Raw genomic sequence first — 13,941 nt, 5'->3', positions numbered from 1 at the left:
ACCAATGCAGTATGGATGGGGGAAAGCTGAGGACGGCTTCACATTGCTTGAAGCCCTTGTTGTGATTGCGATCATATCTTTTGTGGTTGCAATAACTCCTTATGCCTACACACGCTTTATTCCCCAATATCAGATGAAACAGTTTGCTTATACCGTTGCAAATAATGCTCGCAGTTTGCGCATTCAGGCGGCTGAGGAACAGAGGATTACACGACTGGAAATTGTTGAAGGACGGCAAATCAGAATAGTTGGTACTGATGAATTTCTTGACGCGCCAACAGGCACAGAGCTTGATTTCAACCCCAATTCGCTCTGGCCGGAAGAGGCAAACAATCAGGTGGTGTTTTATCCCGGTGGTGGCTCATCTGGTGGAGAGATTACATTGAGGAATGGACGTCTCAGTATTGATTTAAAAGTGAACTGGGTGTCTGGCGCGGTAGATGTTGAGCTATGATACAGCTTACGGACGATAAGGGTTTTTCTCTGCTTGAGATGGTGGTGGCAATTTTGATTTTGTCGCTGTCATTTGCAGCTCTCTATCCGGCAATGGCTCGTGTTCCTGGCCGTGTTTTTCTGTTGGAACGGCGTGCGGAAAGCCTTCATCTCGCGAAGTCAAAGCTGGAAGAAATAATCAGTTACGGCAATTGGGATATCGTGCGCCGTGAAGGAAATGAAAACCAATTGCATTGGGAAGCTGTTGTAGAAGAGTTTGCTAATGATGATATCGCTACAAATGACCGTGGTAGATTTGTTGTTCTGAACGTTCGTGTTGTACCCATGGAAGATACAAACACTGAATTAACCAGTTTACAGCGCCTGATATGGGTAAGTGATTGATGTTGGTTTTTCAGGACGAACAGGGCTTTTCATTATTGGAGTTGGTGGTTGCGATTGCACTTCTGGCTTTGATTTCTCTCCCGCTATATAGCGGTGTTTCTTACGGTATTCGTGTTTGGTCTTTCACTCATCAGGAGCTGGAAGATACTGAGCGGCAGTATTTGATGAGAGCCATGATCGCCCGTTGGTTTGAGCGAGCCTATCCCTTTGATGTACTTAGAGCACCCGGAGATATAATTTACCCGCTGGAAGGCACTCTGGAGAGTGTATCATTTACCGCCCCTATTCATCCCGATAGCCGCAGAGACCAGCTTTCACGCGTGACATTAAGTAATCAAGAAGGGCAGTTGGTCTTGGAAGTATCAGGAGATCATGCAGTCTATTCTTCTGACGTATCAAGTGAAAAAGTTGTCCTGTTTGATGGTGTTGAAAGTTTAAATTTTGCATATTTGGCGACTGATGTGAATAGCCGCAGGAACGAGCAGTGGCAGAATAGCTGGCTTGAAAACAGGCAATTACCCTCTGCTATTCGGCTGGTCGTTTCATTTACCGATCCGGATGTGAAATGGAGTGAATTAGTTGTTCCCTTTAAGGTAACAGAGCGTGCTTTTTGTCAGCCAGATACAGGAGAGACAGACCAGCGCTGTAGGGATGGGAGTTTCATAGAATGATTGGTTTCTGGACTCCAGTTTTTAACTTTATCCAAAAGTTTTTTGAAATATTAGGTGCGTGGCTTGAGCATGTGGCTCCTCAAAAATTACGGCCGTTTTTAAAGTTATCAGGCCCCGCTGAGGCGCTAATAATTGAAAACCTTCATGATCTGAAGAAATCTTTAAGCAAACTGGATAAATCTATTCCCTTGCACCTTACCCTTGCTGGCAAGGCGGTACTAACAAAAACCATCTACTTACCAACTAAGGCGGGATCGGAACTGGATAAGGCCGTTCGTATGGAGGCCGCACGGGTTATGCCGCTACAGTTGTCAGGGCTAAAAATTGCTTATAGAGAGTTGGAGAAAGACCGGAATGAAGAAGAGTCAATTGCTGTTATAGTTGCTGCAATTAGGCATGTATTTTTGGATGATGTGATTGACGCAATTGACCGTGGGCAAATTACTCTTGCAGAGATTGATATTAATACTGAAGTGGGGGCTCTTCCATTAAGGTTATCGGCGGTTGTACGGCGTAGTTATCTCAAGGTCTTTTTTGTCTCTACCGCATTGGTCATGAGTGCGATGTTCGTTTCTTTTATACCAACCATATATATTGATCGGCTTGAAGCTGAAGATCTTGTGGTCTCAAAGGCTATTCGAACAGCTCGTAAAAACTCAGTTAAGGTCACAGAACTACAGCGACAGATGCAAACCATGCATAACCTGTCATCTGCTGTGAGAATTGAGAAAACCAAATCTCAAACATTAGCATTACTAAAACTTCTGACTGAATTAGCACCAGATGATGTCACAATAGTTAATTTTCGTATTGATGGCTCACGCGTATATCTCAACGGCAAATCCCAAGAGCCAGCTGAATGGGCGATTGCCCTTGAAACCAATGATTTCATTGAAAACGTTTCTCTTACCAATGTTTTGGAATTGGATGAGGGCCAGCGGCGTAGGTTTGAATTGAGTTTTCAAGTCATATGGCAAGACCTGAATCAGGGGGCGCAAAATGGCTAATATTCGTACAATCATTAGCGGCCTAGCGTTTATGATGATTGCAGGGCTTTCTGTATATGCGCTTATATCTTCGGATCTGGATAGAGTAACTCAGATGGAAGCAGGAATTGCTCGCAAGAAGGCACTTCTAGAGCGTTTAAACAGTCTGCCAAAGCAAGAAGAAGCCATTAGGCAAAAACTAATTGAATTTAGTGAAGCAGCTGCTGAAGAGCATTTATATGAAGGCAGTTATTCTATTGTGCAATCTCAGATACAGAGGGATGTAAGGCAGATTGCTGAAGATGTTGATGTACAGATTGGCACCGTTAGATCACTCAATAATACACGGCAAGCAGGCCTGATTTCCCGGACGTCCGTCCAGATGAGTTGGGTAAGTGGTTATGATGATTTGCTCAAATTCCTTCATAGAATGGAAAGCTGGAAGCCATTTTTGCAGGTGCGCAAAATGTCAGTAAGAGTTGTGAAGCCTTCCGATGTCTATACGCCTGCATCGCTTTCAATTGTGATGGAGGTTTCTGGGTATCGCAAACGCGAAGGGGAAACGGAATGATACAGTTTATTCGTCATACTCCTTTGTTGCTCTTACTTTTATGCTTCAATGTTTTTGTATTGCTTTTATTTGCTGTGCCAGCTTTTTGGCCGATGCCGGAAGCTGGAGGTATTAGGGGCGGTGATGGTGTTTTAAGTCAGTCTGTGGTGGATTTGTCGCTGCACCCTAGGGATATAAATCTAATTTCAAAACGGCCTCTCTTCCATGAAAATAGATTGCCTCCACAAGAAATAAGAGCGGCAGTTCCACAAGTGGTGGAGACGGTGCCACAACGTCGGGAACTGAATTTTAGTCTTGCGGGAATTCTGGGGTCGGCAAGTTCCAAGAAAGCTTATTTGGTGAATACCCAAACACAGCAGACACGAGTTGTGCAGGAAGGTGACCAATTGAATACGTGGTTAATAGACAAGATAACGGATGGCTCTGTGATCTTGGTTTCGGGGGATGACAGGCGTGTGCTTCGGTTGTCGGATGGTAGATAAAATATGTATATTCTAAGAAAAACGTTTGTTGTCATCTTAAGCGTCATGGTTATCGCAGGCTGTAGTGCTGGTCAAAAAGAGGCTCTCTTAAAGGAAAAGATGCGCCATGGTTTACGTATCCAAACTGGTACAGTTGTTGATACAAAACAAAATAATGAAACTGGCAATGACCAGAGCAAATCTACCAAAGAAGAAGTAGCCTATTACGATGGCTCGGGTATTTTTACTAATCGTGATGCTTTATCCAGAACGCTTGAAATAGATCAAAGTGGTTCAGTTTCACTTACCTTTAAAAACACTGATATCCGGATTATTATTCAGGCTATTCTTACTGAGTTAAATCAGAAGTATACCATTGATCCTCGCGTGCAAGGGAACGCAACACTTGAGACCAGTGAAGGGATCAGTAAACTTGCTCTTAGAGATGCTCTAGAGGCGCTTTTAAAGACCAGAGGTTATGCGCTTGTTCAGGTATCCGACGGATATCATGTGTTGCCAATTTCTGAAGCGCCACAAAGAGTTGAACAATTGCAACAAGGGCGTCCGGCGTCTGCCAATTTGCCGGGCTTTTCCGTGCATATCGTGCCGCTCAAATATACTTCGGCACTAGAGATGCGGCAGTTGCTTGAGCCGTTCTCAGCGCCCGGTAATATTCTTAGAGCTGATAACCAGCGAAACCTTCTTATTCTAGCTGGGACTTCACAAGAGATCAGGTCAATGTTGAGAACAATTGAGGTTTTCGATGTGGACTGGATGGCAGGCATGTCATTTGCTATTTTTCCGCTGCAATATGTCGAAGCAGAGCAGTTGGTGAAGGAGCTTGCGGAGATATTTTCTTCTGATACGCAAAATGAAGCCCGTGGTGTACGTTTCATTCCAATTCCGAGGATTAATAAAGTACTGGCGCTTGCTCCCAAGAGAAGAATGCTGGAAGGCGTTGAATTTTGGGTTGAAAAACTTGACCTGGGTGGTAGTGCGCCTGGTCGTCGCATTTATGTATATCAGGTGAAAAACGGGCGCGCTGTGGATATGTCGAGGACCTTAAATCAGATTTTGGGGACAGGGTTTGGTTTAAATGGTGGTGGTTCTCAACAGTTTGATCAGGCAAATAACTTTTCCAGAAATGTCCAACAACGAGGACGAAATACACCTCGGAATACTTTGAACGGCGGCAATGTCAGTGATAATGCTCTAGGGCAGGAAGGTATCCGGATCGTTCCAAACGATGAGAATAATTCCATCGTTATTATGGCGACACCGACCGAATTTGGTGTGGTTGAAGCTGCGTTGAGGCAGATTGATTTACCGCCAAAGCAGGTTTTGATTGAGGTAACTTTAGCAGATGTAACGCTAACCGATGAATTAAGGTATGGATTGCAGTGGCATTTTGAGTTTGGGGATAATACCGTTAACCTTGGTCAGGCTCAGGGTGCTGCCAGCACAACGTCAAATGACTTTTCCTGGACTTATACAAGTGGATCTAATGCAAGCGCAGTTCTGAACGCTATTGAATCGCTTACAGATGTGAAAGTGATTTCTTCACCTAAGTTATTGGTTTTAAATAATCAGTCAGCGACTTTGCAGGTAGGTGATGAAGTTCCTGTCCCTGTTACCAGTGCCGTTAGTACAAACAACCAAAACGCGCCGGTTGTGAACTCTATTCAGTATAGGAGTACCGGTGTTATTTTAACTGTCACGCCTCGTATAAACGAAGGTGGCTTGGTTATGGTCGATGTGGAACAGGAGGTGAGCAGTGTTGTTGAAACAGAGACCTCGGGCATCGATGCGCCAACTATTCAGCAGCGTCGTCTATCAAGTTCGGTAGCTATTCAAAATGGTGCCACAGTTGCTCTGGGTGGGCTTATAAGGACCTCCTTGACCAATAATAAATCTGGTGTACCAATCCTAAAAGATATCCCTGTTTTAGGCGCTGCATTTTCTGATCGAGATATTGTAGAGCGTCGTTCTGAATTAGTCGTGTTACTTACTCCGCGCATTATTCAAAATTCTGCGCAGACGGAAGAGGTAATGGATTACCTACAGAAGGAATTCCGGTCTTTACTAGCGCCTGACGAACCGCCTACAGATGAAGAATAATGGGGTAAATGACGCGCTCCGCTCAGAGAGCGGTATGGCTCTTATAGCTATCACATGGGCAATACTCTTGTTGTCAATTTTGGCAATCGGGATCATGCAGGTAATGCAGGTGAGTAGCCGTTCTGTTACAGCGGCAGAAGAAAAAATAAAGGACGAACTATTTTTAGAGTCTGCACTGGATTTATTTATTTCGTCTATCTTTTACCAGCCCGGTAGCCAACTTTACCGAGAAGGTAGTTTTATTCTTTTTGAAAAACAGGTTGATGTAACCGTTTCATACGAAGATGGCCGAATTGATTTGAACCGTGCTTCATTTCCTCTTCTATCTGCTTCTTTTGCTAGTCAGGGGGTTGGCGAACAAAAGTCTAGATCACTGGCAGCGGCTATTATTGATTGGCGTGATAGTAACACGGATGTACATGAATATGGTGCAGAGAGTGGCGAATATGATGCTGCTGATCTGACATATGGGCCGAGAAATGGTGCGTTTGCTTCTGTAGGGGAGTTAACGCAGGTAATAGGTATGGAACCTGAGTATTTTATTTGCGGATTGCCCCTATTCACTGTCTATGGTCGTAGCTCTGCCGTGGAATTAATATTTGCTTCTGATGCTGTTCGCGATGTTTTTGAGTGGGCTTCTAACAGTAACTGGGAAGGTGAGACTTGGCCTGATGTTCTTGCAGAAACAGAGGGCCAAAGTGTTGTGGATCTACAAGAGACCCTTGGAGGGCAAGGGCTTAGAGTGCAGTTTACATTTACGAGTTTTGGTAAAAGAAAAACATATGAAGTTTTACTGCGGTACAAAAGCACAGCAGATTTTTCGTATAGAAGGTTGAGTGGCTTTAGGCATGTGTTGGAAAATCCTGCGGATACACAATGCCAAAGCTCATTATAGATAAAGTCGTTTAATTAAGGGTTTGTAATGAATATTAAAACTGTATCTTTTGTTGTTGCTTTAGTTTTAGTAGCGGGGATTGGTGGTTATCACTTAGGTAAATCAAAACCTGATGTAACCCCTGTGCCAAAGCAGTATATTACGGAAGCTGAAATAACAGGTATGATTGCCGAGTATATTAAGAAAAACCCTGAAGCTATCTTACAGTCAGTGAATGATTACCAACAGTTTGGTTATCTGAGACAAATTGAAGAGCAAGCCCATCCATTTTTAGCGATATTGGAACAAACAGAGGATGCTCCGTTAGTTGGTGATAGTGGAGCTCCTGTTAAGGTTATTGAATTTTTTGATTATCAATGCCCGCACTGTAAAGCGAACTATGGCGTTTTAGAGCAATTACTCGCGGCAAACCCTGATGCTGTTCTGCTTCCAAAGTATCTGCCCATCTTGGGCGATCGAAGTGAAAACGATATGTCTCTTTATGCAGCTAAAGCGGCTGAAGCAGCAAGAAAACAAAATAAGTTTCCTGAGTTTCACAAAGCTTTACTTGAGAGCAGAATACCTCTTTCGAGACCTGTTATATCTCAGATGGCAATTGATCTGGGTTTGAATATGGAACGTTTTCAGATTGATATTGAAAGCGCAGATATAGCAAAGTTTATCAGTGATGGCCTGAAGTTAGCTGAAGAAATTGGTATGTTACAGGCGGGTACGCCTGGTTATATTATTGGCGGTAAAGTTATGATCGGGGCCGGTGATAATGCGCTGGAAAGGTTGCAAGGTATGGTTGACGATAGCCGAGTTAAGTCTTCTAGATAGCTAAGCCTAAGTAGTCTTTGTTTTTTTATGCTTGTTGAGGCCCAGGCGCCTGGAAACGCTGGGCCTTTTATCGAAACTTATGTGTCATCCGACAGGCTGAGTCAGGTTAGATATCCAGGTTGCTCACGTTGAGTGCGTTTTCCTGAATGAAGTTTCTGCGTTCTTCAACCACATCACCCATCAGCTTGGAGAAGATTTCGTCAGCTGTATCTGCTTCTGAAACTTTCACTTGAAGAAGTGAGCGTGCGCTTGGGTCAAGCGTTGTTTCCCAAAGCTGCTCTGGATTCATCTCGCCAAGACCCTTATAACGCTGAGTGTAAAGGCCCTTACGGCCGAAGCCGAGAAGTAGCTCCAGCATTTCAAGCGGTGTTGCCGCGCTGTGCGTTTCTTCTTTGCGCATGATAGACAGCGGTTTGGTAAACAGCTCAATCATATCCGCCATGCGCTTATGAAGATTGCGTGCTTCTGTTGTTTCAAGCAGGTGACCATCAATCGTGTGAACATCTGTTACACCGCGTACCAGATGACGGAAGATATAACCGCCTTCATCAGTAACATCACCGCTCCAGCCTGCTTCATCATCGTTTTCTGCAACAGCATTGAGGCGCTCAGCCACTTTGTCGGCTACAGCCTTGCGGCCAGATGCATCATCACAAAGAGCTACATCCATACCGCCCATAAGTGCGATGGTTTCAATCAGCGTTTTGTTATAACGAGGTGGCATTGCAGCGATTGTGTTTTTGATAGCGCGTGCGCCGGATGCCAGATGTTTGATCTCTTCACCAGCGTGCTGCGCGCCTGTTGCGTCAGTGATAACAATATCAGCTGTACCAGCGTTCAAAAGATAATCGATTAGTTCTTTATCATCCTTCAGGTACACCTCTGATTTACCACGACCAACCTTATAAAGTGGTGGCTGGGCAATATAGAGATATCCATTTTCGATGAGCTCAGGCATCTGGCGGTAGAAGAAAGTGAGAAGTAGCGTACGAATGTGTGCGCCGTCCACGTCCGCATCAGTCATGATAACGATTTTATGGTAGCGTAGTTTCTCAATATTGAAATCTTCACGGCCGATACCTGTACCAAGTGCTGTGATCAGCGTACCAATTTCCTGGCTTGAAAGCATGCGGTCAAAGCGCGCGCGTTCCACGTTCAGGATTTTACCCTTAAGTGGTAGGATCGCCTGGTTCTTTCTGTCACGGCCCTGTTTTGCAGAACCACCCGCAGAGTCACCCTCCACGATGAATAGTTCAGCTTTAGAAGCATCACGCTCCTGACAGTCTGCCAGCTTACCGGGCAGGGATGCGATATCCAGCACACCTTTGCGGCGGGTCAGCTCACGTGCTTTCCGGGCAGCTTCACGGGCAGAAGCGGCATCAATAATTTTCTGAACAACAGCTTTGGCTTCATTCGGATGTTCGCCGAACCATTCGCCAAGTTTTTCGTTCACCAGGCTCTCAACAGCAGGGCGTACTTCAGAAGATACAAGTTTGTCTTTGGTCTGGCTGGAGAATTTCGGGTCTGGCACTTTCACGGAAAGTACGGCTGTTAGACCTTCACGAGCATCATCACCAGAGAGGCTTACCTTAGATTTCTTCGCGAGCCCGCTTTCATTCACGTAGCTGTTGATGGTACGTGTCAGCGAAGCACGGAATGCCGCGAGGTGTGTACCACCATCCCGCTGTGGGATGTTGTTTGTAAAACAAAGCACATTTTCATGGTAGCTATCGTTCCACTGCAGAGATAGTTCAGTGGTGATGCCGTCCTTCTCGCCAGTGATGGTGATTGGTTCACCGATCTGGCTTGTTTTGTTGCGGTCCAGATAGTTTACGAACGCTGTAATACCGCCTTCATAGTAAAGGTCTACATCCTGCACGTCGGCATGGCGGTTGTCTTGCAGGCGGATATGAACGCCTGAGTTCAGGAACGCAAGTTCCCGGTAACGGTGCACAAGACGACCAAAATCAAATTCAATAAACTGGAAGGTATCTAGGGACGGATGGAAAGTTACCGCAGTACCTTTTTTCCCGTCCGCATCACCAACAACTACAAGATCTTCAACCGGCTCGCCTTTTTCAAAGCGCATAAAGTGTTCTTTGCCATCACGCCAGATGCGAAGCTCAAGCCAATCAGAAAGCGCGTTTACAACTGATACGCCCACGCCGTGCAAGCCACCGGAAACCTTATAGCTGTTCTGGTCAAACTTACCGCCAGCGTGAAGCTGGGTCATGATCACTTGCGCAGCTGATACGCCTTCTTCTTCGTGAATATCTGTTGGGATACCACGGCCGTTATCAGTGATGGTACAGCTACCATCCGGGTTCAGGGTCATGGTTACAAGATCACAGTGGCCGGCTAAGGCTTCATCAATGGCATTATCTGATACCTCAAACACCATATGGTGGAGGCCGGAACCATCTTCGGTATCGCCGATATACATGCCTGGGCGTTTTCTTACCGCATCAAGACCCTTGAGGACTTTAATGGAATCCGCGCCATATTCTTCAGCAACGCCTTCAGCTAGTTCTTCACTCATACCCAAATGACCCTTCCTTATTACCTGCCTGATGGCTGGATCTTGCCGTCAGACACTTCAAAAAATTCTGCTTTACCAGACAGGCCTTCGAAAAGACTTTTGTCTGTTCCTGTCAGCCAACATTGGCTGCCAAGCGATGCAAGCGCTTCGAAAAGCGCTATTCTGCGGTCTATATCAAGATGCGCCGCAACTTCATCCATGAGCATTAAGGGTGCCCGGCCCTTGAGCGCTGCCTGCAGCTTGGCGTTCGCGAGAACAAGCGCTACCAGCAGTGCCTTCTGCTCACCTGTTGAACACAGGTCAGCACGCATATTCTTTGGCGCATGGGTTACAACAAGATCAGTCTTGTGAATGCCCACATTTGCCCGGCTGTTTGACCCATCAGCCATACGGCCCGCCTTTAGTCGCTCGCGAAACGCCAATTCCGCATCAACGGGGGCGGTTCCATCTGCCAGCATGCCTTCAAGCCAACCGTCAATCGCGAGCAAGGCCTTTGGAAAAGGACCGTCCTCAGCTTCATCCAGTTGGCCTGCCAGCTGCCCGGCAAATTCAAGCCTGGCAATTGCGGCCGCTATACCGTGCTCCGCCATTCGAGCTTCAAGAGCGCTTAACCACGCACCATCTGCTCTGTTTCCCTGTTCAGCCAGCAGTTTGTTCCTTTCGCGCATTACACGCTCATAGGCACCAACCTGCCTGCTGTGGTCAGGGAACAACCCTAAAACCAGACGGTCTAAAAAGCGCCGCCTTGAGGATGGTCCCTCAATGAACAACCTGTCCATTTGGGGCGTTAGCCACCCGACTGACCATCTTTCACCCAGAACATTACTGTTTTGGGCATTTTCACCGTCAACTCTTACGAGCCGTTTTGCGGTTTCTCCGCCGGGAGTAGGTTCGATCCCCGTTCCAACTTTAATCATTTCATCGCCAACCATCAGGTCAGCGGCGGCCGCCCAGCTTCCGGGCCCTGATTGTCTGGCAACGTCTGTCAGGCTTGATCGCCTTAACCCTCTGCCAGGGGCCATATAGCTCAGTGCTTCCAAAATGTTTGTTTTGCCGACGCCGTTTGGGCCTGTCAGCACAACAAGAGGATGGTCGCAGCCGAGCTTAAGCTGGGTATGCTGGTAACAACGAAAATCAGTAAGGGTGAGCTTGGAGATAAAAACGCGATTATGTTCCAAACTGCTCCATGCATTTTTATCCGTCACTGAGGATATTCCTTTGCTGCGGAGCAGTTTTCACCCTTTTCATCTAGTTTCGCCGCCAGTCGCTCGTCTTACACTCGCATCGGCATAAGAACGTACAGAACCGCATCATCCATAATATCTTTCAGCACTGTAGGGGCTGAAGGATCATTCAGGTAAACCTGTACGGTTTCGCCTTCGATCTGCGCAAGGATATCCAGAAGGTAGCGGCTGTTAAAACCGATCTCCAGCGGGTCTGCACTGTAGGCTGCAGCCAGTTCTTCTGTCGCTGTGCCGCTATCTGGGCTGTTAACAGAAAGTGTCAGGTTATCTGGTGCGATAGATAGTTTCACAGAACGTGTTTTATCCGAGCTGATTGTGGATACACGGTCTGTTGCTTCAGCAAAGATGCGGCAATCCATTTCAAGCTGCTTGTCGTTACCTTCAGGAATCACACGGCTGTAATCAGGGAAAGTACCGTCGATCAGCTTGGATGTGATCGTTACGCCTTCAAAAGCGAAGCGGATTTTTGTGTCAGAAAGAGCAACACTGATTGCGCCTTCTGTTTCGTCAATCAGTTTGCGTACTTCTGCAACTGTCTTGCGCGGGATAATGATGCCAGGCATACCAGATGCACCTTCAGGAACATCTTGCTCTACTTGCGCAAGGCGGTGGCCATCTGTTGCCACAGCACGAAGGCGTGGACCATCTTCCGTAGTTGCAACATGAAGGTAAATACCGTTCAGGTAATAGCGTGTTTCTTCAGTAGAGATAGCAAAGCGAGCTTTATCAATAAGGCGCTTAAGTTCCTCGGAAGCAATTTCGAAACGATGAGGCATATCGCCTTCGTTCATTACCGGGAAATCTTCTTTATCGAGACATGCTAGTGTAAAGCGAGAGCGACCGGCTTTAACAACCAAACGGTCATTCTCTTCAAGAGTTAGCTCAACTTCAGAGCCATCAGGAAGCTTGCGAACGATATCAAACAGTGTATGCGCAGGGACAGTTGTCGACCCTGCAGTAATTACCATCGCATTTGTATTTTCAATGATGGCGATATCCAGATCGGTTGCTGTCATGGCAACAGTGTCGCCGCTCGCTTCGATCATTACGTTTGAAAGGATAGGAATAGTATTCCGACGCTCTACAACAGACTGTACGTGCCCCAGAGTTTTCAGAAGGCTATTGCGTTCGATAGTGACTTTCATGGAATGTTTCTTCTTATCTGACTGCTTATCTTTGGCCTAACCACACTTGTTTGAAAGCTAATCATCATCCTCCCCGGAAGAATGAAAGAGGGGGTAAAACCTCTCTTCGCCACAAGTGGGTATCTATTTATAAAGACAATAGCGATTTTCGCCCTTAAACCAAATGAAAAAGCATAAAAAACTGCATTTTTTTCTCGGTAGAAACAGAGTGATTCCTACCGAGTCGAAATTTATGAAAATAAGGCTTGGAAAAGCGCTTTATTTTAAGCCTCTAGAAGGCGTGAAAGACGGGTAATATCTTCATCCAGCTGGCTATCATCTTTACGCAGATCTTCGATTTTGCGTACAGCGTGCATCACCGTTGTGTGGTCACGACCACCGAAGCGGCGACCGATTTCAGGCAAGCTTCGACTCGTCAACTGCTTGGAGAGATACATAGCGATCTGGCGAGGGCGAGCAATATTACGCGCGCGCCGCTCTGACAGCATCTCTGAAAGCCGTAGGTTGAAGTAATCTGCCACAGCACGCTGAATTTCATCAATGGTTAGCTTACGGTCGTTCGCTCGGATCAGGTCCTGCAGTACATCCCGTGTCATATCCATGGTGATTGGGCGACCAACCAGTGTTGCGTATGCCATCACCCGGTTAAGGGCACCTTCAAGCTCACGGACGTTAGACGTGATCCTGCGTGCAAGGAATTCCAGTACATCAGCTGGTACGTCAACGCCGGCTTGCTGTTCTGCCTTTGACTGAAGGATGCCGAGACGGAGTTCATAATCAGTTGGATGGATGTCAGCCACTAAGCCCCAGCCGAGACGGGAGATAATGCGGTCTTCGATACCTTCAAGATCAGTTGGTGAACGGTCAGCCGTGATAATCACCTGGCAGCGGTTGTCTACAAGCGCATTGAAGGTGTGGAAAAATTCTTCCTGCGTACTGTCTTTGTTGGCGATGAACTGAACATCATCAACCATCAGCAGATCAACATTCCGGAATTTCTGTTTAAAAGCGTGTGTGTCTTTAAAGCGAAGGGCAGCGATAAATTCAAACATGAATTTCTCTGCCGAGATGTAGGCTACTTTCTTCTCAGGCTGGCTCTTTTGAACCTCCCAAGCAATCGCGTGCATAAGGTGGGTTTTACCGAGACCAACGCCGCCGTGCAGGAAGAGCGGGTTAAAAGCAACTTCAGTCGATTCTGCAATGCGCTTCGCGGCTGCATAAGCGAGTTCGTTAGATTTACCAACAACAAAAGAATCAAATGTATATTTAGGATCGAGAGCAGCCCCTTCCATCTGTGGAGCCTGTGATGGAGCGGCAGGTACACTTTCCGTCTCTGACGAAGTATTGCCAGTTGGCCTTTTTACTTCGGAGCGCGCTGAAAGGCGGATGTTTAAGCCCTTGATGGATGGGTTTTCTGCAGAGAAATAATCTTTAATGCGTGGTGCATAGTGACGTTGAATCCAGTCACGAACAAATTTTGTTGGTGCTGTCAGTTCAACGGTACCTGCATCAACACCATTATAACCGATTTGATCGAGCCATGTTGTATATGCCTGTTGCCCGAATTCATGCTTGAACTTCTCGCAAACACGCCCCCATGACATATCGTCAGTACTAGCATCAAATTGCTGTACTGCAGCGCTCTGTGCTCCCAT

13 protein-coding genes are annotated in these 13,941 nt (G+C 46.4%); 9 read left to right on the top strand and 4 right to left on the bottom strand.

Annotation, left to right across the window (positions count from 1 at the left end):
* Nucleotides 1–4 precede the first annotated feature (4 nt).
* Genes KFE96_RS00065 through KFE96_RS00025 form a run of 9 tightly spaced genes read left to right on the top strand, consistent with a single transcriptional unit; the run spans nt 5 to nt 7,358 of the window.
* The gene (locus tag KFE96_RS00065; RefSeq protein WP_255833970.1) at nt 5–454 is read left to right on the top strand and encodes a prepilin-type N-terminal cleavage/methylation domain-containing protein; all 450 of its coding nucleotides are present in this window, start codon (nt 5–7) and stop codon (nt 452–454) included.
* Nucleotides 451–837 carry a prepilin-type N-terminal cleavage/methylation domain-containing protein gene (locus KFE96_RS00060; protein WP_255833969.1) on the top strand — a complete coding sequence of 129 codons (387 nt, stop codon included), beginning with the start codon at nt 451–453 and terminating at the stop codon, nt 835–837. Before KFE96_RS00065 ends, KFE96_RS00060 begins: the two co-directional genes overlap by 4 nt.
* Nucleotides 837–1,508, top strand: a complete 672-nt coding sequence (locus KFE96_RS00055) for a prepilin-type N-terminal cleavage/methylation domain-containing protein (protein WP_255833968.1) — start codon at nt 837–839, stop codon at nt 1,506–1,508. The genes KFE96_RS00060 and KFE96_RS00055 overlap by 1 nt, the downstream gene beginning before the upstream one ends.
* On the top strand, nt 1,505–2,515 hold the full coding sequence (gene pilM / locus KFE96_RS00050; RefSeq protein WP_255833967.1) for a pilus assembly protein PilM: 1,011 nt from the start codon (nt 1,505–1,507) through the stop codon (nt 2,513–2,515). Before KFE96_RS00055 ends, pilM begins: the two co-directional genes overlap by 4 nt.
* The gene (gspM, locus tag KFE96_RS00045; RefSeq protein ID WP_255833966.1) at nt 2,508–3,065 is read left to right on the top strand and encodes a type II secretion system protein GspM; all 558 of its coding nucleotides are present in this window, start codon (nt 2,508–2,510) and stop codon (nt 3,063–3,065) included. The genes pilM and gspM overlap by 8 nt, the downstream gene beginning before the upstream one ends.
* Nucleotides 3,062–3,547 (top strand): hypothetical protein, encoded by a 486-nt coding sequence (locus KFE96_RS00040; RefSeq protein ID WP_255833965.1) that lies wholly within the window; start codon nt 3,062–3,064, stop codon nt 3,545–3,547. The genes gspM and KFE96_RS00040 overlap by 4 nt, the downstream gene beginning before the upstream one ends.
* 3 nt (nt 3,548–3,550) lie before the next feature.
* Complete coding sequence (gene gspD / locus KFE96_RS00035; RefSeq protein WP_255833964.1) at nt 3,551–5,644, top strand: type II secretion system secretin GspD; 2,094 nt, start codon at nt 3,551–3,553, stop codon at nt 5,642–5,644.
* Nucleotides 5,645–5,678: 34 nt separating this feature from the next.
* On the top strand, nt 5,679–6,539 hold the full coding sequence (locus KFE96_RS00030; RefSeq protein ID WP_255833963.1) for a general secretion pathway protein GspK: 861 nt from the start codon (nt 5,679–5,681) through the stop codon (nt 6,537–6,539).
* Between the two features lie 27 nt (nt 6,540–6,566).
* Nucleotides 6,567–7,358, top strand: a complete 792-nt coding sequence (locus tag KFE96_RS00025; protein ID WP_255833962.1) for a DsbA family protein — start codon at nt 6,567–6,569, stop codon at nt 7,356–7,358.
* Nucleotides 7,359–7,464: 106 nt separating this feature from the next.
* On the opposite strand, the gene gyrB is transcribed toward KFE96_RS00025, so the two are convergent.
* From gyrB to dnaA, 4 genes are all read right to left on the bottom strand, one after another.
* The gene (gene gyrB, locus KFE96_RS00020) at nt 7,465–9,897 is read right to left on the bottom strand and encodes a DNA topoisomerase (ATP-hydrolyzing) subunit B (RefSeq protein ID WP_255833961.1); all 2,433 of its coding nucleotides are present in this window, start codon (nt 9,895–9,897) and stop codon (nt 7,465–7,467) included.
* Nucleotides 9,898–9,917: 20 nt separating this feature from the next.
* A complete protein-coding gene (gene recF / locus KFE96_RS00015; RefSeq protein WP_255833960.1) occupies nt 9,918–11,102 on the bottom strand; it encodes a DNA replication/repair protein RecF in 1,185 nt (394 codons plus the stop codon).
* A gap of 68 nt (nt 11,103–11,170) precedes the next feature.
* Nucleotides 11,171–12,286: a DNA polymerase III subunit beta gene (dnaN, locus tag KFE96_RS00010; RefSeq protein WP_255833959.1), complete on the bottom strand. Its 1,116-nt coding sequence runs from the start codon at nt 12,284–12,286 to the stop codon at nt 11,171–11,173.
* Between the two features lie 263 nt (nt 12,287–12,549).
* Nucleotides 12,550–13,941, bottom strand: coding sequence for a chromosomal replication initiator protein DnaA (gene dnaA / locus KFE96_RS00005; protein ID WP_255833958.1), 1,392 nt, complete (start codon nt 13,939–13,941; stop codon nt 12,550–12,552).

The organism is Kordiimonas sp. SCSIO 12603, assembly GCF_024398035.1.
GTDB lineage: Bacteria > Pseudomonadota > Alphaproteobacteria > Sphingomonadales > Kordiimonadaceae > Kordiimonas.
This window is presented reverse-complemented; position numbering and strand designations above follow the sequence as displayed.

Coding starts and splice junctions, on each gene's coding strand:
- KFE96_RS00065 (WP_255833970.1), top strand. CDS start 5: ATGCAGTATGGATGGGGGAAAGCTGAGGACGGCTTCACATTGCTTGAA.
- KFE96_RS00060 (WP_255833969.1), top strand. CDS start 451: ATGATACAGCTTACGGACGATAAGGGTTTTTCTCTGCTTGAGATGGTG.
- KFE96_RS00055 (WP_255833968.1), top strand. CDS start 837: ATGTTGGTTTTTCAGGACGAACAGGGCTTTTCATTATTGGAGTTGGTG.
- pilM (WP_255833967.1), top strand. CDS start 1,505: ATGATTGGTTTCTGGACTCCAGTTTTTAACTTTATCCAAAAGTTTTTT.
- gspM (WP_255833966.1), top strand. CDS start 2,508: ATGGCTAATATTCGTACAATCATTAGCGGCCTAGCGTTTATGATGATT.
- KFE96_RS00040 (WP_255833965.1), top strand. CDS start 3,062: ATGATACAGTTTATTCGTCATACTCCTTTGTTGCTCTTACTTTTATGC.
- gspD (WP_255833964.1), top strand. CDS start 3,551: ATGTATATTCTAAGAAAAACGTTTGTTGTCATCTTAAGCGTCATGGTT.
- KFE96_RS00030 (WP_255833963.1), top strand. CDS start 5,679: ATGGCTCTTATAGCTATCACATGGGCAATACTCTTGTTGTCAATTTTG.
- KFE96_RS00025 (WP_255833962.1), top strand. CDS start 6,567: ATGAATATTAAAACTGTATCTTTTGTTGTTGCTTTAGTTTTAGTAGCG.
- gyrB (WP_255833961.1), bottom strand. CDS start 9,897: ATGAGTGAAGAACTAGCTGAAGGCGTTGCTGAAGAATATGGCGCGGAT.
- dnaN (WP_255833959.1), bottom strand. CDS start 12,286: ATGAAAGTCACTATCGAACGCAATAGCCTTCTGAAAACTCTGGGGCAC.
- dnaA (WP_255833958.1), bottom strand. CDS start 13,941: ATGGGAGCACAGAGCGCTGCAGTACAGCAATTTGATGCTAGTACTGAC.